Annotated in this window: 17 protein-coding genes and 1 tRNA gene; 9 read left to right on the top strand and 9 right to left on the bottom strand. The window is 59.6% G+C overall.

All coding sequences use genetic code 11. The annotated features are described in order from the left end of the window. Positions 1-131 precede the first annotated feature (131 nt). The 4 genes from HKD21_RS00830 to HKD21_RS00815 form a co-directional block, all read right to left on the bottom strand. On the bottom strand, positions 132-6,143 hold the full coding sequence (locus HKD21_RS00830) for a DUF4011 domain-containing protein (protein WP_407646498.1): 6,012 nt from the start codon (positions 6,141-6,143) through the stop codon (positions 132-134). Between the two features lie 183 nt (positions 6,144-6,326). Next, positions 6,327-6,554, bottom strand: coding sequence for a restriction endonuclease (locus HKD21_RS00825; protein ID WP_194253779.1), 228 nt, complete (start codon positions 6,552-6,554; stop codon positions 6,327-6,329). Positions 6,555-6,801: 247 nt separating this feature from the next. Beyond that, positions 6,802-6,877, bottom strand: a tRNA-Glu gene (locus HKD21_RS00820). 113 nt (positions 6,878-6,990) lie between these two features. Further along, positions 6,991-7,410 (bottom strand): lytic transglycosylase domain-containing protein, encoded by a 420-nt coding sequence (locus HKD21_RS00815; RefSeq protein WP_194253778.1) that lies wholly within the window; start codon positions 7,408-7,410, stop codon positions 6,991-6,993. 137 nt (positions 7,411-7,547) lie between these two features. Here HKD21_RS00815 and gspG point away from each other — a divergent pair, with 137 nt between their 5' ends. Continuing rightward, positions 7,548-7,991 carry a type II secretion system major pseudopilin GspG gene (gspG, locus tag HKD21_RS00810; RefSeq protein ID WP_194253777.1) on the top strand — a complete coding sequence of 148 codons (444 nt, stop codon included), beginning with the start codon at positions 7,548-7,550 and terminating at the stop codon, positions 7,989-7,991. Between the two features lie 808 nt (positions 7,992-8,799). Here the strand turns inward: gspG and gspD are convergent. The 4 genes from gspD to HKD21_RS00785 all read right to left on the bottom strand — a co-directional run bounded on the left by gspD (position 8,800) and on the right by HKD21_RS00785 (position 13,831). Then, positions 8,800-11,112 carry a type II secretion system secretin GspD gene (gspD, locus tag HKD21_RS00800; RefSeq protein WP_194253776.1) on the bottom strand — a complete coding sequence of 771 codons (2,313 nt, stop codon included), beginning with the start codon at positions 11,110-11,112 and terminating at the stop codon, positions 8,800-8,802. 35 nt (positions 11,113-11,147) lie between these two features. After that, a complete protein-coding gene (gene gspM / locus HKD21_RS00795; protein ID WP_194253775.1) occupies positions 11,148-11,771 on the bottom strand; it encodes a type II secretion system protein GspM in 624 nt (207 codons plus the stop codon). 5 nt (positions 11,772-11,776) lie between these two features. Continuing rightward, a complete protein-coding gene (locus HKD21_RS00790; RefSeq protein ID WP_194253774.1) occupies positions 11,777-12,757 on the bottom strand; it encodes a PilN domain-containing protein in 981 nt (326 codons plus the stop codon). A 192-nt stretch (positions 12,758-12,949) separates the two neighbouring features. Then, entirely contained in the window at positions 12,950-13,831 is an 882-nt protein-coding gene (locus HKD21_RS00785; RefSeq protein ID WP_228120682.1) for a prepilin peptidase, read from the bottom strand. Here HKD21_RS00785 and HKD21_RS00780 point away from each other — a divergent pair. The 8 genes from HKD21_RS00780 (at position 13,830) to HKD21_RS00745 (ending at position 22,155) form a co-directional block, all read left to right on the top strand. Further along, a complete protein-coding gene (locus tag HKD21_RS00780; RefSeq protein WP_194253773.1) occupies positions 13,830-15,521 on the top strand; it encodes a GspE/PulE family protein in 1,692 nt (563 codons plus the stop codon). The two genes, HKD21_RS00785 and HKD21_RS00780, sit on opposite strands and share 2 nt — an antisense overlap. Further along, positions 15,518-16,768: a type II secretion system F family protein gene (locus HKD21_RS00775; protein ID WP_228120680.1), complete on the top strand. Its 1,251-nt coding sequence runs from the start codon at positions 15,518-15,520 to the stop codon at positions 16,766-16,768. The genes HKD21_RS00780 and HKD21_RS00775 overlap by 4 nt, the downstream gene beginning before the upstream one ends. Continuing rightward, positions 16,752-17,219 (top strand): pilus assembly FimT family protein, encoded by a 468-nt coding sequence (locus HKD21_RS00770; RefSeq protein ID WP_194253772.1) that lies wholly within the window; start codon positions 16,752-16,754, stop codon positions 17,217-17,219. The genes HKD21_RS00775 and HKD21_RS00770 overlap by 17 nt, the downstream gene beginning before the upstream one ends. Next, the gene (locus tag HKD21_RS00765) at positions 17,209-17,622 is read left to right on the top strand and encodes a type IV pilus modification PilV family protein (RefSeq protein WP_194253771.1); all 414 of its coding nucleotides are present in this window, start codon (positions 17,209-17,211) and stop codon (positions 17,620-17,622) included. Before HKD21_RS00770 ends, HKD21_RS00765 begins: the two co-directional genes overlap by 11 nt. Next, the gene (locus tag HKD21_RS00760; RefSeq protein WP_194253770.1) at positions 17,619-18,230 is read left to right on the top strand and encodes a prepilin-type N-terminal cleavage/methylation domain-containing protein; all 612 of its coding nucleotides are present in this window, start codon (positions 17,619-17,621) and stop codon (positions 18,228-18,230) included. The genes HKD21_RS00765 and HKD21_RS00760 overlap by 4 nt, the downstream gene beginning before the upstream one ends. Before the next feature lie 46 nt (positions 18,231-18,276). Further along, entirely contained in the window at positions 18,277-18,789 is a 513-nt protein-coding gene (locus HKD21_RS00755; protein ID WP_194253769.1) for a hypothetical protein, read from the top strand. 349 nt (positions 18,790-19,138) lie between these two features. After that, a complete protein-coding gene (locus HKD21_RS00750) occupies positions 19,139-20,815 on the top strand; it encodes a phospholipase C (RefSeq protein WP_407646513.1) in 1,677 nt (558 codons plus the stop codon). Positions 20,816-20,820: 5 nt separating this feature from the next. Continuing rightward, positions 20,821-22,155, top strand: a complete 1,335-nt coding sequence (locus tag HKD21_RS00745) for a cytochrome-c peroxidase (RefSeq protein ID WP_228120678.1) — start codon at positions 20,821-20,823, stop codon at positions 22,153-22,155. A gap of 59 nt (positions 22,156-22,214) precedes the next feature. On the opposite strand, the gene HKD21_RS00740 is transcribed toward HKD21_RS00745, so the two are convergent. Then, entirely contained in the window at positions 22,215-24,512 is a 2,298-nt protein-coding gene (locus tag HKD21_RS00740; protein ID WP_194253768.1) for a GH92 family glycosyl hydrolase, read from the bottom strand. Positions 24,513-24,524: the final 12 nt, after the last annotated feature.

Below are 24,524 nucleotides of genomic sequence, written 5' to 3'. Positions count from 1 at the left end.
CAATCGCGGCGACAGCGATGGTGAAGAACTATGTTGTGCTTCACGCAGTCTGCGACATTTTCAGAGGGTTGGTATTCCGGCTCCCAATTACTTTGAAAGCCTGCCAATTCAAGGCTGGCAGGCAGCGTTTTTTATAGATGAAACGTATCGGGCGCATCTTTCATACGGCGTGCTTCATTCAGAGCTGTGGCAAATCGTGCTCGTGTTGCCTGTCCCATACGACTCATACCGCAGGCATCGCGCATTCGTGCAATTGCGTCGTCGTCTGGACAGTCGATAGCGATGGCGCGGCTTGCCAGGTCCATGAGGGCTGCAAGAGGAAACATGGCTGGGTCCACGGATTTCTCAGCCGTTAATGACGTCAGGGGTAGTCTTGGGACGACAGGCTGTCGATCCGACCATATGAAAGTGCCGATATCTTCCTCGGTGCGCGCCATTGATGTGGGAATAGCGCTTTGGACGCGTTCGCGAATTTCGCGCCCGACCCGACTGAAGCCGTGTGCCCGCGACAGGGTCTGAATAAGAACGTCTTCTCGAATGACTTTTGCCTGATCAACAGTGCGAACGACAAGGCGAGCCAACGTCGGCAGATAATCGTCCTGCGTAAATCTGGATGGATCGGCCTCGATATCCGAACAGGTTACATCATCTGATGGCATATGTTCGGGTGCCTTTGCGTACAGAGGCTCCAAATGCTCGATCTGTTCAGATGAAGGTTCTGCGGCGGGTTGGTCGGGAAGCACTTCACATTCCGTGGTCTCGACCGAGGCAGCAGGGTTTTCTTCGTGCTCAATAGGACCTGTGTTCAGTAGTGCTTCAGCTTTTGCTGCGTCCTGCTCGGCTTGATCAGCACGCTCTTGGCGGGCAATCTTCAGAAAGTTTTGCAGGGCAACCTCAACCCGCTCAACTTCGCGAGGGGCATTGGTCCACCAGTCCGTGGACCAGATACGCAGAATGTTCCAGCCGAGATTTTCAAGAACAGCCTGTCTCAGACGATCGCGATCGCGTGCCGTGGCACTTCGGTGATAGGTGGCGCCGTCGCACTCTATGCCTGCCAGAAATGTGCTGGGTAAATCGGGATCAATGACGCCCAGATCCACACGGAAACCGGAGACGCCAACCTGTGTCGTGACCTCCCAGCCTTTTGCCTGAAGCATCGTAGCAACTTCGACTTCGAAAGGACTGTCATATCCTCCAACAGATCCTTCATGGGCGCCGGCAAGAGCCATTGGACCCCGTTCTGCGAACAGCAGGAAGCGGCGCAGGTCCCGAACACCAGCCGCGCGTGTTCGTTCTATCGCAATCTGATCCCCCCGCAGCGACCCGAACACGATTAACTGTTCGCGAGCGCGCGTGATCGCAACATTGAGACGACGTTCCCCACCATCACGGTTCAGGGGGCCAAAATTCATGGAAATTTTGCCCGTGATGTCAGGCCCGTAGGTGAGCGAGAACAGCATCACGTCCCGCTCTTCGCCCTGTACGTTTTCCAGATTTTTCACAAGCACAGGCTCATGGGCCTGTTCTCCCGTAAATCTTTCAAGCGCAGGATCTTTGCGGACTTCCGCGTCCAGAAGATCGACAATCAGCTTCTGCTGCTCTGCGTTGAAAGTGACGATACCGACCGAGCGGTCAGTGCCATCACGCATGATCCGCACAGCCTCGGCAGCCACCATCCGGGCCTCCGCAGGATTGGTGTGTGACCCATTTTTGCCCGGTTCATAAATCCCTTTCGGGACAAAACGGAAAGAGACGGCCTGATCCGCTGTAACCGGTGAGGGAAAGGTGACCAGATCCCCGCCGTAATAAGATTGGTTCGAAAATGCGATAAGACTTTCGTGACGACTGCGATAATGCCACTCCAGACTGATGGCCGGGATACCCGCCCCAAGACATTCGTCGAGGATCGAGTCAAGGTCGGTCATCTCATCGGATGGATCAGCATCGGCCCCCACCCGACCCGCCGTGAAGAAATCCGTGGGTGGCAACTGTTTGGGATCGCCCACCACGATGACCTGTTTGCCACGTCCGATGGCGCCAATCGCGTCCCATGTTGCGATCTGGGACGCTTCGTCAAAGATAACAAGATCGAACGGATCTGCATCGGCGGGCAAATACTGCGCGACCGACAACGGACTCATCATGAGACAGGGCGTGAGGGTGCGAAGGGCACTCGGCATCTTTTCGGCCAACTGACGGACCGGAAGATGACGGGACTTCTTGGCGATCTCGCGCGTCAGAACCTTATATTCCGGATCGTGCTGTCGTGCGGCTTCGCCGGGAATACGTCCGGCAAGGCGTGCCCGGATCAGACGGATGGCCAGGGTCTTCAGTTTTTCGTCCAGTTCGCGGAACCTGACAATCCGTCCTTCGTGGGTCGCGGCCACGAAACTGCTCAGCAGGACGGACTCACTGACCGCGTGCATGGTCCACCAGCGCGCGTAATTCGCTTCGAAAGCGGCCAGTACGTCATCTTTTGCGACCAACCCATGCTCGATGGCTTCAATCATGGGTGTCAGACCGAGTTGTGCAGCTTGATGGCAGGCGCGGCGCCATGAACACCAGTCGCGCAGTTCGCGAGCAGCCTCTTTCCAGTCCCGCAGCTTGTCTGAGGTCTGTTCGAGCCAATCGGGATTTTCGGGGGGAGCCAGTCGGGTAATGTCGCTGGCGCTATAGTTCGCCAGTGTTTCCACAGCGGCATCAAGGTTGATAAATGCAGCCAGAGAACGGGTCAGGGAGGCGTGGACTGTTCCGCCAGGTGCGAGAAGATCTTGGCCTTCCGTGAGAAGGGTTCTGAGGTGGGCGCGTGCAGTGAGCAACTCGCCCGTTTCAGCCGTACAGCCCGCAAGGCGGGTGCGTGTTTCCTGTCCCCAGCCAAATGCGGCGTTGATTGCATCGAAGTCAGTCTCCAGACCCCGCCACATCGGACCGATGCTCGTCTTGTGAGACGCATTCGTGAGTTTTTCAAGAAGGGCCGCACGTTCGACAAGAGCCTCAAGGTCGCTTTCGCAGTCTTCAGGCAGGGCGACGGCATGAGACTCAAGCCGTTTGCGGATGGCCTTTTGCCCCATGGAGCGCGCAAGTAGCCATTTTTCCTTGGTGGCGCGCCATTCCGCAAGGGTTTCAGCCACTGGAAGAGTGCGTACGCTGTCTTTCCATCGGGCATTAAGATCTACTGTCAGGGTGTGGCACCGTGCAACAGATTCCTGTTCCAGCAATACGGCATCGCGTGTTTCGCGGGCGCTTTCTGTAAAGCTCCATGCCGCTGCATTGGGCAACAGGAGATGTGAGCAAAGTGCCCTGATCTGTTCAAGCCGCTGAAGAGAGAAATTGTTCTGAGGCAGCGAAAGCGCCTTGGTAACGCTCAGCGCCGCCTCTCTTAGCGTGTCGAGGGCAGAGAGTGCTCCATTGACGGCGTCAAGCAGTCTGCCCTCCCACAGTGGCGACCAGTCCGTCTGCTCAAGACCTGCCAGTCTGGGTGAGACGACGACGTCTCCGATGCGGGCGTAGAGCGTCGACAGATCCTCAACGGACTGGACCAGCGCATCGTAATCCGCTTTTGAATGAACATCTGCATTGGCCCATTCCAGAGGAATGCGGACGATCGATGATTCCTGTGCGCGAAGAGTGACGCCAATTCCGCGATAGGGCGTCCAGCCATTGCGGCGGGGCGTATGAAGATCTCGGACATAGGCGTTCAGTTCTGTACGAATGGTATCAAGCGTCTGTTTTGTCCGTGAATATTCTTCAGGTTGAAAATCCTCCAGCGCAGCCTGTGCAGTCTGGAACTGTTGCAACACCGCCATTTTGTTCGCTTTGGGCGAGAACAGATCCAGACAGAATTCAGCAATGCCCAGTTTAGACAGGCGCGCACGGACGACTTCAAGCGCCGTTCGTTTTTCAGCCACAAAAAGGACCGTACGACCCTGAGCGAGCGTGTTGGCAATGATATTGCCGATCGTCTGGCTTTTCCCGGTGCCAGGTGGTCCGAGCAGGACGAAGTTTTCGCCCGCTGCTGCGCGTGCGATGGCCTTGAGCTGAGATGAGTCGGCTTCCATCGGGCAGACAAGATCGGCTTTGGCGAGAGCATCGTCGAGGTCATCAGCAGGATTGAAACCGTCTGGCAGAGGAGGGCTTGTCTGTTCGCCGTCCTTGACCCCGTTCAGCAGACGACTGGCGACGTCGTTTGTGGCGAGATGCTCTTTTCGCTCCAGCAGATCCTTCCACATCAGGAATTTCGCGAAGCTCAATGTCGTCAGGCTGACGTGGTCGCGAATTTCCCAGCCCGGAATGTGTCGAAGATGCAACCGGAAGGCTTCGATGATTTTTGAAACATCGAGGCCGGACTCATCCTCCGGAAGCGATTCTGCTTCCAGCAGGGGAATCCGGATATCATATTCGGCGCGCAGCATTTCCAGCAGCGTTGTGTTGATACGGGTTTCATCTCCGTGCGCTCGGAGCGTGAAGGGTGATTTGATGCTGGCTCGTTCCAGAATGACCGGAACGAGAATGAGAGGAGCGAGATACGGCCGGGATTTATCCTGCGATGTCCAGGCCAGCGCCCCAATCGTCAGGAAAAGGACGTTCGTGCCGCCTTCCTGCTCGGAATTTCTGGCGTGCCGGTAAATTTCGGTCAGTGCGGTTTGGAGCTTGTCCTCTTTCCGCTGAACGACGATCTCGCGCCGTTTGAGAGCTTCCAAAGCATACGCTCTGGAGGCATCTTCGTGATGTCTTCCCTGATGAAGTGCCTTGTTTCTGGGATCATCATCGTCCATGAGCCCGGGCGCTGCGACAAAACGAAGCGGTTTGGCGCTCCCGCCTGAGCGCATCTCCGCCACCATGTCTTCCAGCGCAGCTGGATCAGGGCAGTCGAGTTCTATCAGCTGGCGATCTGATTTGGGCAGATTCAGCAGCCGGTTCCGCGCGGACATGTCGAGCAGGCGATTGCACCATCTCTGCACGCGATCTGCCGGACGATCTGGCAGGCGCTCTTCCTCGCGGTCCTCACGTAAAGGGGGAGCCGCCTCAAATGCCGGTTGCCCCGCTGACTCATCGGGGATGGTTTCTGCCGCGTCGGCACCCAGAGCGCCGGCGGAAGTGGAGAGGGGACGAATACGGCGCAGGCGCGCCCGGTAAATATCGATGACTTCGCGGAACGCCTCCTGATCGTCATCGTCTATTTTGCGCAGGTGCGCCTCGCCATGCTCACAGGCTGCGGTGAAGCTGGGTTTATGGGCAGCCGTCACCAAAGTCGTTTCAAAGACGCGCAGATCATCGAGCTTCAGGCGGTTGCGAATGCCTGGCAAGTCCTGCACTACCGAAGAACCCGCATCCTGTTGGGACAGCCACAGGCCCGCAAAGGCGTGCCCGCGCGTCAGAACGATCAGGGGGCGCAAACCAATGGCTTCGAGACAGGCAGCAAACAGAACAGTCGTATCGAGACAGGTCGCCAGACGATCTTCGACGACCTGCGTCGGAAGGCGGATACGCTGGCCGTTTTCAACGAAAGAGGCGGGCGGATTGATATAGGTGATATCCAGCGCGCAGATGGCGCACCATAACGCCTGAGCCTGTGCCCAGACACGCGTTTTGTCTCCCTGATAACCTTCCAGAGAGGGAGAGTGTCCGGCCTGCCGCAGGATCTCGGACGCACTGCGCAGAATACGGGCAATAGCGGGGTCGTTGGGAAGAACAAAAGCCGCCAGAATGTCAGGGATACCGGACAGCCCGCCCCACTCATTGCGGGCGAGCATCCGGACGTCACGCGTTACCTTTGTGAGTTCCTGTTCGCCCGCACGGGCGACAATGGTTACCACGGCCCTTGATGCTTCGGCCTGGGCAGAGAGCAATGACCCGTTCAGTGTCAGGTCACGATCATTCAGAACCCGAAGTTCGTCGGGGCCTATCTGCTGGAGCATCCATGACCGTGGGGTCAGAAAATGCGGCTCGCTGGTGATGGTTATTTCAACAACCTGATATGTATTTTCGCTCTTGTTGTCGAATTCCAGCGCTTCGAGGATGGGGACGCTGTTCTCCCACAGGCTGGCATTGACTGTTTCCTGTAGGACGATCCGAAGTTCAGGCTTTTTTTCTTCTGCAGTGATTTCAACGTCGTCAGCAATGTGTTGGTGGTCGGCTGTCACTGAAATCTCCACAACGCTCGATAATCGCATGCATGCGCCTGTGATCTCGTTGAGCGCAACATGAAGAAAAATTCATACTTCGTTACAGAAGACTGTCACGGATCAGGGCATGATTTTCAAGTGACCTTCACGCGATTCATCCCCCAACGGCGTGATGATCCATATCTGTCCGCGTAAAATCTGTTAGTCGGGCTCGAAGCAATTCAGGTCAATATTGTTGAGCTCTACCGCGCGGCTGACACGCAAGCCCTGTTCGGTCATCAGATCGGCCAGCGTGGACCTGTCAATCAGAGTGGCGCGCTGTCTCTGGGGACAAACGTAGTCCATCGTCGGGATGCTGAAGGAGGACGTGATGAAGAACGCGCTTTTGGTTGATCCATGCCCTACAAGCGAGCCCATAAAGGCCTGCATGTAAATGCGCTCCAGCCTAAGGCGATGTTCGTTAATCACGCTATCAACGCCGCCGCGGCTCTTCGAGAAGGGGAACGTCCCACTCTGCGATGCGGTTGCGGACCCGATACTGGACTTTGGCCATAACACTCGACCCCGCTGGGAGGGGGGTTTTAGGGTAAATGTCTCAGTTTTTCACAGTGGGCCTCGTCTGGGCCCAAAAGCAATCAATTGCTTCGCTATATAACCGCTAAATTATTGGAAATGCTGGTGTCCCATAGGGGATTCGAACCCCTGTTGCCGCCGTGAGAGGGCAGTGTCCTAGGCCTCTAGACGAATGGGACGAGGCGAAGGGGTTACTAATCTGTCGTTCGGATTCTGACAAGTGTTATTTTGGGTTTTTGTGCTGCGACCACGCAAAGCGATTGCTTTGCGGCGTTAAAGAAGCCCGAAGTTACTATTCCAGTGACGGATTTTTGTTCTCGAACAGCCGCGTCGCCTGTTCGAGAACGCGTTTTTGATAAGCGGAGTTCAGTTGGGGCGTGTGGGAATGATAATCTCCCACGGCCTGAAGCAGGTCTCCGTGTGTTTCGTTGAGGTAACTTCGCAAAATGAGAGCAGAGGCGGCGATATTGAAGCATCCGTCCGAGACGAGGCGCGCAGCCGTTTGGGTGGCCGGCATGCGGGTGATCTGGGAAAGGAGGCCGATCCACTGCGTGTTGATCTGCATCAGCCCCAGATCGTCGGAGCCGTTCGTATTGTGATGCACGAGGCCAATGGCTCCGCGTTCGACTTCCCAGATAGCGGGCAGCACCCGTGGTGGAAGATCATACCGGATGGCTGCTGCAAGCATACAGGCCAGAAGGGGAGCGGGCATGGCAAACCTGTCTGGACGCTCTGTCCGGAATGAAGAAATTATGAAGACAGCACTGTGACACTCTTCATCCGCTGGGCAGAGAAGGTCCGAGGCTTTAGTACCGTTTGACGAACGGTTAAAAAAGGTACGTCATCAAAATGTCATGTCCCAGACAGGTCTCCCGTGCCGAGCATCGCGATGATGCCGGATTTACCCTTCTGGAAATTCTGGTGGTTCTGGCCATTCTGGGTCTGCTGGTCGGGCTCGTGGCGCCAGCTGCTTTGCGCCAGTTGGGAGGGGCGCGCCAGTCCGTCGTCAAGCAGTCGATCGCGCGGATCGGTACGGTTCTGGACATGTATAAGCTCGATACAGGCGATTATCCCTCCACGGAGGAAGGTCTGGACGCACTGGTCCATCGTCCGTCATCGGTGGAGAACTGGAACGGCCCTTATCTGAAGGGCGGCGCTGTTCCGTCCGATCCCTGGAACCATGCCTATGTGTATCATGCTCCTTCCGAGCGGGAAGGGCATGATTATGACCTCTGTTCCCACGGACCGAACGGCCGGGGCGAGGCCGGGGCAGGAATGATCTGCAATCCCTGAGGCACTGCTGTCTGGCGTCATGGTTTCCAGCCGGATCAGACGCCAGGGAATGGGGCGTTCATCGGGAAGCATGATCGCCTCGGCATGACGCCACATCCTGAAAGCACCGTGGAAGACGATGGCGTCCACGGAAACAAGAACGCCGCCGTTTCCTTCGCTGTTCGGATCAGTCTGATCCGCGCCACTTGAAATCCCGGATTTCAGCAGAGCCTGCCGAACGGATGGATCGCCGCTGTTGAGATCGGGCAGCTCCTGCTGGGCAAAGGACAGATGCGGCTCCAGCCCTTCAAGCAGCAGGGGTGTCATGCCGGGAACAGCCGAAAGATCATCCAGATCATGAAACGGCAGGCCCTGTGACACACAGGCCGAGGCTCTGTCTGCCACATGAAACCCTTCACTGCGCCAACTGAGAAGCGTGGCTGCCAGAGACGCGGCCCGATCGACAGGGAGTCCCTGTGTCATCAGGAGTGCCGCCATCAGTGGCTGGCTGGCAATGTTGGGATTGATCCTGTCACGTCGGATCTGACTGCGCGTCCTGACCTGAAACTCTGTGGCCTCAGGGCTGGAAGACCATTGACCCGCCGGGCGCGTGCGTCCCGTGGCGATGGCGTAGAGTTCCGTCGTGATGGCGGCGTCTGCCGTTGTCTGGAGCCGCGCCTTCCAAAGTGCCGTGCTTTCGAGGTTCAGGGACGCCCGGCCCATCATCAGGGCTTGCGTGCCGATCAGCGCCAGAAAAGCGAGCGTCCAGAGCACCAGCAGCAGCGCAAACCCTGCCTCCCGTCCGCGCAGAGGGCTGCCGGGCGGCATGTCAGTCGTGCAGTCCGACCGCTTTGAGAATGCGGTGCTGCGGATCTGCCGAGCCGGTCGGGGGCATGCCGTTCATTTCAGTCGGCAGGAGTGCTGCGTGAAGAAGCTGTTCGCGCAGATCTTCCGTCAGGGCGTAGGCTTCGCTCTGGCTGTGGATGATGTGGGGCGTAATGAGGATCAGAAGTTCCGTGCGGTTTCGCGTATTGGCCTGATTACCGCCCAGCATTCCAAGGAGTGGAATATCCTTCAGCCAGGGCATTCCGCTGTTGTTGCGGTTGGACGTGTCCGAGATCAGCCCGGCCAGTCCGACCGTCTGACCGTCTGCGATGACGACGCGCGAGGTGACCTGACGCTGGGAGAAGGTCGGGCTGTTGATGGACCCGCTGCCGGTTGTTGTCGTGCTGGAAGCCACGGAACTGACCTGCTGGGAAATGTCGAGTGTGACCGTCCCGCCATTGCTGACATGGGGGGTGACCTGAAGAATCACGCCCGTGGGCTGATAATTGATCGAATTCGTGATGGTGGAATTCGACGTCAGAACCCCCGTGGTCGAGCCGGTCAGATACGGCACCATATCGCCGACCATGAGGGAGGCGGGCTGGTTGTCTACGACCATCAGTTCAGGCGAGGACAGAACGCGCACTTTCGTAACGGCCTGTAGTGCGTTGATAACGAAGGGCGCACCGCCCTGTCCTGATCCACCAAGAACGAAACCGGGGAACGAACTGGAGAGCTGCGACGACACCAGATTGGCGCTTCCAAGGGACTGGGACGCATTGCTGAGAATGCCGTTTATTCCGCCCGACTTGAAAAAGAACTGCGTGCCGTAATTGAGCGAGTCATTCAGCGTCACTTCGGCGACTGTGGCATCCACCCGGACCTGAAGGGGCATGATGTCCACCTTGCGGAGCATGGAAGCCACGGTTTCCATCTCGTTGGCCGTGCCATAGACCAGAACGGCATTGTTCTGGGTATCGGGAATGATGCGGATTTCCGACGTTTCGGAATTATTGCCCGAACTGCCCAGACCCAGCCCTCCGAGCAGGGGATTATTCGAAATTCCGTCCTGTGCGGTCTGCGTCTGGCCGGACTGGCCGTCCGAAGACGGGCTATTCTGACCGGAACCGGAGAGTTGGTTGCCCTGCTGGGATGTCCCGCCACTGGAAGATCCGAAGCCCATCCCGCTGCCGAAACCTCCCGCGTTCCCCGAGCCGGAACCGGATGAGGAGTTCTGGAAGCCTGATGAGGAGTTCTGGGCTTTTGCCGTGGGAACGGCCGTGACATGGCCGGGGGTGAAGGCCTGTTGCAGGACATAGGCCACGTCGTTCGCCCGGCTGTTCTGGATGTAGAACACATTCCATTTCCGCACGGTTCTGCGACGCTGCGCCTCAATGACGGAAAAGGCGCGGCGGGCCTGATCCAGAAGGGCGGGGGTTGCGGCAATGACCATCACCGCTTCGATATGCGGCATGGGTACGACCTGCATCCGGCCAGCGAGCGCCTGCTCCTTTTTGCTGCCCAAAGCAGCCTGAAGGGCCTGCGAGACTTCGCTGGCATTGCCGCTGGTCGCGGGGAACAGGGCATAGGACTGCCCGGCCAGCACATCGGAATCAAACGTCCGGACCAGTTCTTCCAGAGAGGCCCGCGTGGCGGGATCGCCCGAAATCACGACAGCATTTCCCGCCGGGGCCGCAACGATGTGGTCCCCGCCCTTGAGGATGGGCTGAAGCGCCTTCACCAGACTTTCAGCCGAAGTGTAGCGCAGCGGAACGATCGTGTTGCCTGCCGTTCCGCCGCCGGTTCCTCCCGTGCCCGCAAGGGTGGTCACGCGGTAAATGCCGTTCTCCTCAACCAGCGCCGCGCCCGCGCCTGCGAGTGCGGTCCGGAAAACCGGCAGAAGCTGATCCTGACGCAGCGGATGCGGGGTGCGCAGGGTGATGGTGCCGTGGACGTTTGAATCGACGAGATAGTTGGCCTGAAGAAGCCGCCCGAGAATTTCGTCTGTGACCGACTGGATATCAGCGTCCACGAAATTCAGGGTCAAGGTTCCATTTCCGGAGGCGCCGCCGGCCTGACGGGTGCCGGAGGGCCGACCATAACTCAGCATACCGCCCCGGGCGGATTCCATGCTCCCGACCGGGCCGTCAACGCGGGGCGTGGCGGTCTGGCCGTACAGATGCTTTGAGATTGGCAGGGGTGTCAGGTGTGGTGGTGTGGAAGAACAGGCCGCCAGCAGGGTCAGCGGCGGAAGTGCTGCCATGAGGAGGAAACGGCGGGACATCCCGGAGATGGCAAGGGACAGGGAAGCAGGCACGTTGTCTCTCAGTCTGTTCTGTCGGCGGAAAGGGATCATGGCCGGGGAGCGGTGGACGCCGCGATGGAGTGGGGATCGCGCAATGCGAGGATGGTGAAGGAAGCATCCAGGGCACGCCCTTCAGCCGTTTCGTCAATGGCCTGCGGGTTGCCAGACACGTCGATCCGAAGATCATCGACCAGCAGGCGCGGAGCGGTGCTGTGGTCGAGGGCGTCCAGAAGACGGACCAGCACGGCATAGGATGTGGTGAGAGAAACCCTCACGCCGAGCCGCTCGAACGCTCCGGCGCGGGAGACGGGGAGCGGTTCCATGCTCGTCGGCAGGGCCTGACCTTCAAGGGCGGTGTCGTGCACGATCTGCTGGAGGCGGGCAAGGGCCGTTTCCTGCGAGGTTTCACTGATCAGGAGCGTGCTGCCACGCGCCTGAAGCGATGCCGTCTGGGCCCGTTTTTCAAGATCGGGCAGGTTATCCACCAGAATTTGTGTATGGGCGAGGATGTCCTGTTGCTCGGCCAGATCGGCCTGCCCCTCGGCATACTGGTTCAGCAGCAGGGAGGCAGCAGAGGCGACCAGCACCAGCAGGACGACCGTCATGCCGAGGGCGAAGACGCGTCCTTTTCGTCCGTCGGGCAGGCTGAAAAAGGTGGGTGAGGCGGACATCAGGATCAACCCGGAGCGTCAGCATGAAGGGTGAACAGATCCTGCCGACGGTCTTCGGAGCGTGTGATCGGCCCCGAGAAAGCCGCGTTCGAAAATGCGGCATGGTGCTCCAGAATGCCGATCAGTTGCGTAGCCTGTGCGGACTGTCCTTCCAACGTGACATGACGTTCATGCAGATGCAGTTCTGTCAGGAATGTATCTTCCGGCAACGCCTGTGTGAGGGTTTGCAAAACAAGGAGGGACGATCCCAGCCGGTGTTCTTCCCGGCGGATAGCGGCTGGCCCCTGTGTGAAGCGGGTGATGTCTCGCCGCAGCGCCTCGGCTTGCTGTTTTTCTGCGGACAGCGCGGAGAGGGCGTGATCGAGCCGCAGGTGCGAGATTTCCTGACGGATAAAGGGTGATGCGATCAGGGCAAGACCCAGCAGAACGAGCAGAGAAGGCCGGATCTTTGTGGTCTTCGAGGGCGTGCCGAGTGGCAGGACACCCTCCAGCCCCTCGCACCGCAGATGCGTCGGGCTGATGGCATGCTCTGCCAGTTCCTGCATCGCTTTTTCAAAGGCACGGCGTGGGGCCACGAGAAGGCGGAAGCTCACCTGACCATTGCGCAGGGGGAAGGGTTTCCCCGTTGGCGTGACAGTCCAGACGACGTCTTCGGGGCGGAACGGGGTCAGCCTGTCCAGATCGTAGCCGATGGTCTGCACCGCATGAGGGGCTGCTGCGCGGGGCAAAGTGAGTTCACGCGACAGGATGGCACCGGAAGGCAGGACAAGACAGAACGGCGCGGGACGGGCCGAAAGCAGGCTCTTCTTGCGGGAGGACGGGAGCGGAACGCGGGACAGGCTGCCGGGTTCCAGGGTCCCGTCCGGCCGGATCGGGAGGCGCACATCCTGCTTCTGGTCCCGCCTCAGGGCGGCAGGCAGGAGTTCCGCCATACGGCTCAGCCACCAGCGGAAGACAGTGTCAAACCCCGGTATCGACAGGATCATGTGTTGAGACGGAACACGGGAAAGCGGGGAGGGGCCACCTGATGAAACGGTCCACATGCAAGGGAATGAAAGGCTCCGCGAGGCAATATCATTGCACCCCCGCAGGATGACAGGGCTGGAATATTATAAATTCATGACAGTTCGAAAACCTCTCTGCCCCTGTATCAGGGCATCGGGTAAGTCATGGCAGGATCACGAACGACACAGCATGAGACGCGCCAGCCAGATCGCTGCGGCAAGGCACGGGCCAAAGGGAACAAGGATCGTCATGTTGAAGCGCCCCGAGCGCATGGCCGTTGCCAGAGCCAGCACGATACCGAAGGCCGAACCCGCACCGATGATAACAGGCAGCGCGCCCAGCCCGACCCAGGCTCCGCCCATGGCCAGCAGCTTGACGTCCCCCCCTCCGAGACCCTGCCTGTGACGGATCATCCTGTATCCGACGGCAATGAGCGCGAAGATCAGCCACCCCGCCGTACTACCGAGCGCACGGTCCAGCGCGCCGTCCGTTCCGGCTGTGACATATCCTTCCACAAGCCCGATCAGAAGCAGCGGCAGCGTCAGCATGTCTGGAAGGCGCAGGCAGATCAGGTCGATCACGGACAGGGCGAGCAACCCCCAGCCGAGGATGCAGTCTCCCACAAAGGACAGCGCGTCCCAGTCGGCCAGCTGGAAGGGGATGTCCTGAAAATGACTGGCGATCATGCGGGCCAGAAGGGCCATGGCGGGCACGGTGAGCGCCGCAAGTTCGATCCAGAGATGGTCTGGGGTAATCCGGCTTTTGCAGTGACGGCACCGCCCCTTCTGCATCGCGTAGGACAGGATCGGAATCAGGTCGCGGGCAGACAGCGGAACATGGCAGCTTTCACAATGCGAGCGGCCGGAAACCACGGTTTCTCCCCTCGGGATCCGGCGTATGAGCACGCCCAGAAAGCTCCCCGCAACCGGGGTCAGAAGGAAAACGGCAACAAGCAGGGAAACGGTCATGGCGGTGGGACACTGGCGGATTTGCAGTTGCACGACAAGCTCATGAGAAGCGTCCGTCTGTCTCGCAAGGCCGCGGGAGTTTTGCATGGTTTCGGCTGATGCGCGCCTTGAGGCTGCTCTGAGCGAGCGCGGCGTCTGCGAAGATCGTGCGCTGGAGCGTGCGCGGAACGTGGCGACCGAGACAGGGCAGTCTCTGGCGCTTGTTTTGCTCCAACTCGGTCTGGTCAGCGAGGGCGATCTGGCTGCAACCTATGCTGCCATGCTTGGCGGAACCGTTCTGACACCGGAGCAACTGGCCGCAGTGCTGGAGCCGGTTCTGCCCGACGATCTGGGGGCACGGTTCTTACATCAGGCGCGCGCCGTTCCGCTGGACTGTGTGCAGGGTACGCTGCGTCTGGCCATGGCGGATCCGTTGGATGATTACACTTCGGCTGCTGTTCACCTCGCTACGGGCTGCGAGGTCCGGCGTGAGGTGGGGCGGCCGTCGGATATCTCTGCGATTTTGAACCGGCTTTATCCTGAGGACGGCGCGGACGGCTCCGAAGGGCAGGGTGCTTTCGATGCGGAAGGGTCTGCTGCCGAGGACGATACGGACCGGCTGAAGGATCTTGCCAGCGAAGCACCGATTATCCGGCTGGTGAACCAGCTGATTTTTCAGGCTGTGGAAACGCGGGCGTCGGATATTCATATCGAACCCTTCGAGGACCGGATTCTGGTCCGGTATCGTTATGACGGCGTGCTGCATGAGGTGGACAGCCAGAGCCCGCGGCTGGCGGCCGCGATCGTGTCGCGTATCAAGATCATGGCCAAGCTGGACATTGCGGAACGCAGGTTGCCGCAGGACGGGCGCATCAAGCTGGCCGTGCGCGGGCATGAGGTGGATTTCCGGGTCTCGACCGTTCCGTCACTGCATGGGGAGACAGTCGTTCTGCGTGTTCTGGACCGTACGACCGTCAGTTTCGACTACAGCCGTCTGGGCCTTGCGCCCTCCGTCATCGCGGCGTTCCGCTCTGCACTGGAGATGCCTAACGGGATTGTTCTGGTGACGGGACCGACTGGTTCGGGCAAGACCACCACCCTTTATACGGGGTTGGCCGGCCTCAATGCGACCGAGCGCAATGTCATGACGGTCGAGGACCCGGTGGAGTATCAGCTCTCGGGGATCAACCAGCTTCAGATCAGACCGGCCATCGGTCTGACATTTGCCAGTCTGCTCCGGGCCATTCTGCGTCAGGACCCTGATGTCATCATGGTGGGTGAAATTCGCGATACCGAGACCGTCCAGATTGCCGTACAGGCAGCTTTGACCGGGCATCTCGTGCTGTCCACGCTGCATACGAATTCGGCGGCGGCGGCGGTGACGCGACTGCGGGACATGGGGCTGGAAGACTATCTCATGACGGCCGTTCTGCGCGGTATTCTGGCGCAGAGGCTTGTGCGGCGGCTGTGTGGACACTGTCGCTGTCCTGAAGCTGTTGATCCGGCACTCGCGCATCGTCTGGGTCTTGATCCGGAGGTGTCGCACACGTTGTGGCATCCGGTGGGCTGTGCGGAGTGTCGTCAGACCGGCTATAGCGGCCGCAGTGCCGTGGCGGAATTTCTTCCGACATCGCGGGAGATTTCCCGCCTCATCATGGCAGGGGCGGACCATTCCGAGATCGAACAGGCTGCTGTTGCGGCAGGAATGGAAACGCTGTTTCAGGCGGGTCTGAGGCTGGCGCTTGAAGGCGAGACGTCTCTTGAAGAGGTTTCGCGCATCATCGGGCATGACGGATGAGTGCGGCATCGGGTCCTTCCGAGATGTGGCACTACAGCGCGGTTGGTCCGGACGGGCGGCTGGTGCATGGCGACATGCTTGCCAGCACGGAACAGCAGGTGATGCAGCGGCTGCAACGGCAGAAACTGATGGTCGTGCAGGTCGCGCCCGCAACGCGGCGGGGCGCAGTGCAGGGCGGCGTACGGATGCTGCTGGGGCGACGCCATACGCTTCGGCTGCGGCCTGCTGAGGTTGCGGATTTTACCCGCAAACTGGCAACCATGCTGACCGCCGGGCTCGATCTGGACCGTGCTCTCAGGTTTCTGGGGGAAACGGCCGTGGGGCCGCGCAATGGTCGGGTCATCGGGGCGTTGCGGGATCGGGTCAGGGATGGTGAGGCCTTTGCCGAGGCCCTTGAGACCATGCCCTCCGTCTTTCCAAAACTCTATGTGGGCATGGTCCGGGCCGGGGAAGCGGGGGGCGCGCTAGGAGAGGCTTTGCTGCATCTTTCGGAACTGCTCGAACGGGAGAGAAAGCTGCGGGCGACCATCCAGTCCGCGATGATCTATCCGGCGGTTCTGGTCGTGGCGTCCGTGTTCTCGATCGTGCTTCTGCTGACGCAGGTGCTGCCGCAGTTCGTGCCTCTGTTTGAAGAAAATGGCGCTACCCTGCCGCTGGCAACGCGGATCGTGATTGCGACGGGCAGTTTCCTGACGCATTGGGGGCTGGTGCTGCTGACCGCTTTCGGAATTGCGGGCGTCAGTATTCACGCAATACTTCGGAAGCCTGAGCGGCGGCTTGTCTTTGACCGTTTTCTGCTGCGGGTTCCGATCCTTGGATCGCTGCTGCTGGAGATCATGGCCGCCCAGTTTACCCGCACGCTCGGCACGCTGATGCAGAACGGTGTCCCCATTGTGGGGGCTCTGAGAATCACGGAGGGGGTCATCGGAAACACGGCGGGCGCGGCGTGTGTCAGCGAGGCTACGCGGGACATGCGAGAGGGGCGGGGTCTGGCCTATTCTCTGGAGCGGACGAAGGTTTTTCCCGAAGCCATGATCCATTTTCTGCGCGTGGGTGAAGAAACGGCCCAGCTTTCGGCTATTGCCCTGCGGTCTGCTGATATTCATGAGGATGCAAGTCGCGTCATTATCCAGCGTCTTCTGGCCATTCTCGTCCCGGCGATTACCATCATCATGGGCGTTCTGGTGGCCGGGATCGTCTCCGCGCTGCTTCTGGCGATGCTGAGCCTTAATGATCTTGCACATTGACGCGCAGGGCCGGGGGGATGCCGGTTTTACTCTTCTGGAAATCATGGTGGTGCTGGCCATTGCCGGGATTCTGCTGGGTGTTGCGCTGGAGCGGGGACCGCTACGGAGTGAGGCCCTCTCCTTTTCCGTGGCGCGGCGACAGGTTGTGGATCTCCTGCATCAGGCTCAGGATCTGTCTGAAACCCGTGGTGAAACCGTGACGGTTCTGCTGGACAGCACGGAGGGGACGTTCCTGACGGTTGAGGGACACACGCTCCGGACGACGCGCATTCACAAGCCTGCGCGGGCGTTTGTTCCGACGGTCTCTGGCGGGATGATGGCGCGGGCGTCTTACCGGTTCATGGCGGATGGACGCGTGACGGGGCCGCCGCTGATGGTTGTTCTGGGGCATCATGCCGCTCTTGTCAGCTTCAGCGACGTAACGGGACGGATTCAGATCGATGAGCGCTGAACGACCGGTCCGCACTTTGCGCCCGGATCAGGGTTTCACGCTGCTGGAAGTCATCGTGGCCCTGATGATCGCGGGTTTTGCCCTGGCGGCCATGCTGGGCTCGATCGAAGCGGGGCTGGCGGGCGGGGGACGGGCGGATCATGGTTTGCGTCTGCTTTCTGTAGCCCGGTCGCAGCTGGATGGTGCATTGGCCATGCCGTCTTTCCGGCCGGGCTCGCAGACCTATGACGTCCCGCCGCATTATCATTCCAGCGTGGACATCCACCAGATTACAGCGTCTCCGGCGAGGGGGGAGCGGGCGCCACTGGGGCTGTTTTCGATTGAGGTGCGAGTGTGGGAAGACGGCGCGGCGCGGTCTGTGTCTCTGTCGGGGAGGGCAGTTGGGGCTGCCGTGCAGGAATGAAGCCGGGTGGAGGGGAAGGTTCGGGAGAAGACGGTTTCACGCTGCTGGAAATTCTGGTCGTGACGGTCGTGTTCGGGCTGCTGTCCGTCGCCCTCTGGCAGGGTGTAGGCGTAGGAACGCGCGGTTGGTCGCAGGCGGAGCGACGCTATGGGGACGAGGCAACGTTTCAGGGAACGGAAGAGTCCCTGCGTCGTCTGATCGAGCGTGCGGAACCCCCCGATGCCCGAGGTGCTTCCGTCTTTTCGGGCGATGCAGAGCGGCTTGGTTTCGTGTCGTGGCTGCCGGAGCAGGGCGGTTACAGGAAACAGGTTCAGGTGGCGTTCGGCGTGGATGCGGACAAACGGCTGGTTCTGCGCTGGGGGCGGTTCCGGCGCGCGGACTGCGCCCTGCAACCTGAAATTCCGCATGAAGAAACGCTGGCCCATAATGTGGGGCGCGTTGAATTTTCTTATTACGGCGTCGTTGAGGGACATTATGTCTGGCAGAAAACATGGGAAAGCCGGGCGCTGCCCCTGCTGGTCCGCATTCGGCTGGAACGCGTCGGAGGAGGGGACCTCTGGCCCGCCATTCTGGTGCGCCCGCTGCTCGCTGCTCCCGCCGGAGAGTAAGAACATGACGGCGACCAATCCGGTCAGATCAGAGGGAAGATGTTTCATGACGATATTGGCACGAACGTCTTACGCCGGTCTGTTTGGCAGTTTTCTGCTGATGGGGCATGCCTATGCTCAACCCCAAAAGGAGCCTCAGAGGATCGATGTTGACTCCATTCTGGCACATCCTTTGTTCGAGCCTGACCGCCAGCCAAAGGGCAGGGGCGCTGTGCAGGCGGGTGAGCCGCAGGTTGTGGGGATTTCTGGGCATCCGGGAGGATGGCGGGCAATCATCAGGACCGGCGCTTCCGGGAGCCGCGGCAAGGTCGTGGCTGCCGGTGACAAAGTGAGCGACTGGAGCATCGTGGAGATCAGTGCGGGCGGAGTAACTCTCAAACGCGGGCAAAGCGTGCGGCATCTCGCTCCGGTTTTTGCGAAACATTCTTCTCAGGCAGCATCTCGGCCGCCGGGTGCAACAACGCCGAGTGTGCCCCCGAGCACTTCACCGGCTGCTCCCGTTTCGGGTCAGTCAAAACCGACGTTTCATTTCGATCCGGCGTCCGGGGAAGCTCCGTGACAGTAATGTTTCAAACGATATCGCTTTTCACGAAACCATAACACTTCTTTTAATGGCTTTCATTTAGTTAACGCACTGTCTCATCCACTGTGTTGGCGTGAGCCGGTAAAGATGGTGTTCACCTGAACCTCTGGCACCTTGTTCCGGTCATGCCGTGCATCATGAAAGATTCCGCGACGTGTCTGCGAAGCGCACCAAAATTGCTCTGTCTGTTCTGCTCTCCCTATCGGTTGCCGCTCCTGCCCTCAGTCAGGCTCGTGGCTGGAATCCCTGGAATGACCAGTGGCAGGACCAGAATCAGGGTTCATTCCATCATGGGTCCGAGACCCGGACCCCCATTCGTCATCTGGTGGTGATCTATCAGGAGAACGTCTCCTTCGATCATTACTTCGCCACCTATCCGAAGGCGGCAAACCCTACGGGAGAGCCGGGATTCAGGGCGCGCCTCGGCACACCGACAGTCAACAACCTGCTCTCGCAGGGACTGCTGGAGCAGAATCCCAACACCAATCCGGCTAACGGATCTGACGCAGCGCTTCCGTTCCGTCTGGATCGTACTCAGGCCAGCACGGCCGACCAGAATCACGCCTATACGGCCGAGCAGATGGCCTATGATAACGGCAAGGCGGACCTCTTCCCGCTTTATACCGGTCGTGGAACATCCGGCGGCGTTGGTGCTTTCGGCACCAAGGGGCAGGTTCTCGGCTATTACGATGGCAACACGGTCACGGCGTACTGGCGTTATGCACAGCGCTTTGCCATGAGCGATAATTCCTACACCGACACGTATGGCCCCTCGACCCCGGGCGCACTTGAAGTCGTTTCCGGCCAGACGAACGGTCTTCAGCTTCTGGCGACCACGCAGAAGCCGTCCACCGTTGCCAAGTCGTCCGCCTATGTGGCTGACGGACAGGGCGGCTGGACGATGGTCAACGACATCGACCCCGGCTACGACGCCTGCTCCTCCAAGACCAATCAGGGCATGATGACGGGCCGCAATATCGGCGACCTGCTGAACGAGCGTGGCATCACCTGGGGCGGCTTCATGGGAGGCTTCGACCTCAGCGCCTCCAACACGGATGGCTCCACGGGCTGTGCGCGTACAACATATTCCAGCATCGTTTCGGAAAACGTTGCGGACTATATCCCGCATCACAACTGGTTCCAGTATTACCTCAGCACGTCTAACCCGACCCATGCCCGCCCGGCTTCGGTCAGGTCCATCGGATACAGCTACGTTCCGGGGACGGCGAAAAAGGAACCCGCAAATCATGAATATGATCTGAAGGATTTCTACGCCGCCGTGAAAGCCGGCAACCTTCCTGCCGTGTCTTTCGTCAAGCTCCCGGCCTATCAGGACGGTCACGCTGGATATTCCGACCCGCTGGACGAGCAGGTTGGCGTGGTTGACGTGGTCAATGCTGTTCAGAAGCTGCCGGAATGGCAGGATACAGCAATCCTGATCGCTTATGATGACTCTGACGGCTGGTATGACCATGCCTATGTCGCGCCGACACACGGCTCTTTCGACGCCTCTGCGGACCAGCTCGGTGGCGCAGGGATCTGTGGCACAGGCGCGGCTCCGAAGGGCGTTGGCGGAAAGCCGGTCAATGGCCGTTGCGGACCCGGAACGCGTATCCCGCTGATCGTGATTTCGCCCTGGGCCAAGCAGAACTTCGTCAGCCATACCCTGACGACCCAGGCCTCCATCGCACGCTTCATCGAAGACAACTGGCTGGGTGGCAAACGTCTGGGACAGGGTTCCTTTGATGCCACGGCTGGCAAGATCGACGATCTGTTTGACTTCCGTCACGAGCCCAACACGGAAACGCTTGAGCTTGACGACAACACAGGCGATATCGTTGCCACCCGTCACCCCCATCATGGCGGTGGCCATCATTCTTTCGGGCATGATGACTCACCGTTCGGCCATCACTCGGGTGACACGGCTTCCAACGATAACGCGCAGGGTTATTTCTCCTCCCTGCTGTCCTCGATCTTCTCCATGTTCTCACGCTACCTCTGATCTTTATGCCCGATTTTCACCATCGGATGCGGCCTCTTCTGGGTCGCATCACTCTTCTGGCACTTCTCTGGACGGGAAGTGCTCTGGCGCAGCAGACTGGCTCCTGCCTTCCCGCAGAGGACGGCAGCAATCCATGTCCTGTGTCATTGCGGCGACCGGATGTTCATCCGCTCTCCCAGATGGCGGAAATCGGGAAACAGATCTTTCACGATCCTCTGATTTCCGGGTCTGGCCGACTGTCCTGTGCGTCGTGTCATGAACCCGGAAATCATTATGCCTCCTCGGCTGCAACACCTGTTTTTCTGGGTGGCGCGCATCTGGATCTTCAGGGGCGGCGCTCCATTCCAACTCTGACTTATGCCGAGCGGAATCCCAATTTCAGTATTGGTCCTGACAATCCGACCAGCGAAGCCGCACCTGCTATCGTGGCCAATGCGGCGGCTACACAGCGCGGTGGAAAAAATGCCTCCAATCCGGGCGCTGCGTCAGCAAATATGGTGCCGCAGGGCGGTCTGTTCTGGGACGGCCGTGCCGACACCTTGCAGGAGCAGGCTCTCGGCCCGCTTTACGATCCTGCTGAAATGGCCTCAACGCCAGAGAAGGTGACGGACCGCGTCATTCATGCGCCCTATTCGGAAACCCTGAAACAGCTTGCTGGTGTGAGCACTAACGCCTCATCTTCCCTCCTGCTGGCCGAGGCGATTTTCGCCATGGCCCGCTATCAGATCGAGGACCCGGCCTTTCATCGCTACAACAGTAAATTCGATGGATGGCTCGAAGGACACGAAAAATTCTCCCCTCTGGAACGGGAGGGGTATCTGGCCTTTAACGATCCCGCAAAAGGCAATTGCGCGGCGTGTCATGTCGATACGGTCGCCAGCACGCGCCTGCCGCCGCTTTTTACAGATCACCAGTACGAAGCCCTGGGAGCGCCGCGTAATATGGCGCTCAAGGCCAATCACAACCCGTCTTCCTATGATCTTGGGGTCTGTGATCGTCAGCCCGACGGTCGGACTGCTCTGAGCCTCTATTGCGGCATGTTCACCACGCCGACGCTACGGAACGTGGCCACGCGCAAGGTCTTTTTCCATAACGGCGTTTTTCGTTCGCTGGAGGACGTACTTGATTTCTACGCCTTGCGCGATCTTGAACCCAAACGCTTCTATCCGGTTTCAAAGACCGGGCATGTTGAGGCGTACAACGATATCCCGGCCCAGTACCGTGCAAATCTGGACACGACCGACGCTCCGTTCGATCGCAAACCCGGCGAGCAGCCCGCCATGACCCCGCATGATCGCGAAGCCATTATTGCGTTTCTTAAAACCCTGACGGACCGTTGAGGGAAACAGCTTAGTAGTCCGGAATATCGCCAAAAGATTTTACGGACTTTTAGGTAGGGCTATGCTGGCGGCTGGGCCTGCATCACGAAGTGCAGTTCGCCGCCTGCGAGAACGTCCTGCTGATGCAGGAACGGAGTGCTCAGGGGCTGACCGTTGAGCGTCATTTTGCCAACATAAGGATGGGCGTCGTCCAGATTGTCGGCTGTGACCGTGAAATCATGTCCGTTGCCCAGATGCATGACGGCGCGGGAGACGAAGGGCCGACCGATTGCATATTCCTGACTGGCCGGGGCGACAGGATAGAAGCCCATGGCCGTGAATAGATACCATGCCGACATCTGGCCCAGGTCGTCATTGCCCGCCAGACCGTCGGGGCGCAGGGCGTATTGTGTCTGCATGATCTGTGTCAGGCGCTGCTGCGTTTTCCATGGCGCACCTGCATAATCATACAGATAGGCGACATGATGATCGGGCTCGTTGCCATGTGCATACCAGCCGATCAGACCGCTAATGTCTTCGACATTCTTGAAAATCGCAGGATCGACCTTCGTGTCGAACAGTTCGTCGATCCGTGACGTGAATTTTTCACGCCCGCCCAAGACCTTTATCAGGCCCGGAATATTCTGCGGCACATACCAAGAATACTGCCAGGCATTGCCTTCGGTATAGTCGCTTCCATAAGCGGCGGCGGCCGGGGTGAAGGGCGTGTGGAACGCGCCTGAGGACGTGCGGGCGCGCATGAAGCGCGTTTCGGGGTCCCAGACCTTCCGCCAGTTGTCGGAGCGCTTTTCGAATGTGCGCGCCACATCGGTTTTACCCATCGCGCGCGCCATGCGGGCCAGTGCCCAGTCGTCATAGGCGTATTCCAGCGTCTTGGAGGCGCCCTCGGGCTCTTTGTCGATCGGGACGTAGCCGATTTTCATGTAGTCGGTCAGGTCGCCGTAAGGTCCGTAGGTTGCGCTGCGGATCATGCTTTTGAGGGCTGCGTCGGCATCGAAGCCGCGCACGCCCGCCAGATACGCATCCGCAATGACCGGGACGGCGTGATAGCCGATCATGCACCAGGTCTCGAGGCCCTGATATGCCCAGACCGGCAGCAGGCCGAACGGACTGGTCTGCTGGGACGCGATGAGCGAGCGGATGAAATGCGAACTCATATCGGGGCGCAGGATGGCCAGAAGCGGCTGTTGCGCGCGGTAAACGTCCCACATTGACCATGTGGAGTAGAACTCGAACCCGTCCGCGCGGTGACGCTGATAGTCAGGGCCGGTGAAGTCGCCGTTGGCATCCATGCTGAGCGTGGGGGCCAGCATGACGTGATAGAGCGCGGTATAAAACTGCGTCCGCTGATCCGGCGTGCCCTGCATGTCGATGACCGACAGGGCCTTGTTCCATGCGCCCAGAGCCGTGTTGTGCTGTGCGTCGAAATCCCAGCCCTGTCCTTCGCTGTCGAGATTGACGACGGCGTTTTCTTCGCTGACCGGGGAGATGGAGGTTTTGACGAGGAGCGGCTCTTTCAGACGTCCGAAATCGAACACGCCTTCCAGTTCGCGGCCATTCTGCGCCTCATGATCGACAGGGTGGTTTCCGGGTCCACTGAAGCCGCGATACGCCACTTTCGTTTCGCGATTATAGAGCGTGCGTTCCGTCATGGGTTTTGAAAAACGCATGGCAAAACACAGGGTCCGCCCCGGCGCCCAGCCCCGCGTCGTCCGGCAGCCCGAGACCGTGCCATCGGCGGCAACATGCAGGCGCGCCCACAGAACCTTGCCCGGATAGTCGTAGATGCTGGGTCGCAGGTCCAGCAGCAGATGGGCGGGTTGGCCTTTGGGGAACGTATAGCGATGCCAGCCGACGCGGCGGGAGGCGCTCAGTTCGGCGCGAATTTTGTAATCGTCGAGCGTGACGGCGTAATAGCCCGGAGTTTCCACTTCCGTGGCATGGCGGAAGCGGGAGCGGTATCCGCTTTCCGGCACCGCGGCATCGCCGGGCTCCAGCCGCACGTCGCCCGCAATCGGCATCACCAGAACGTCGCCGAGATCGGAATGGCCCGCGCCCGAGAAATGGGTATGCGAGAAGCCCATAATCGTTGGGTCGTCATACTGGTAGCCCGCCGCCCAGGCATAGGCGTGATGAAAATCCGTCATCGCGGTATCGGGAGAGAGCTGGATCATGCCGAACGGCACGGTGGCACCCGGATAGGTATGTCCGGCCCCTCCGGTTCCGATGCGCGGATCTACCGCAGAGGCGGGAGAGCCTTGTGGCTGCGGTATGGTCTGGGCATGGACGGGCAGGAAAGCCGTTCCGGACAGGAGGGTTGCGGCCAAAAGGCTTCGGGTGAGTGTGGAAAGCGACATAAGGGCTTGGGG

The organism is Gluconobacter cerevisiae (assembly GCF_015244675.1).
GTDB lineage: Bacteria > Pseudomonadota > Alphaproteobacteria > Acetobacterales > Acetobacteraceae > Gluconobacter > Gluconobacter cerevisiae.
This window is presented reverse-complemented; position numbering and strand designations above follow the sequence as displayed.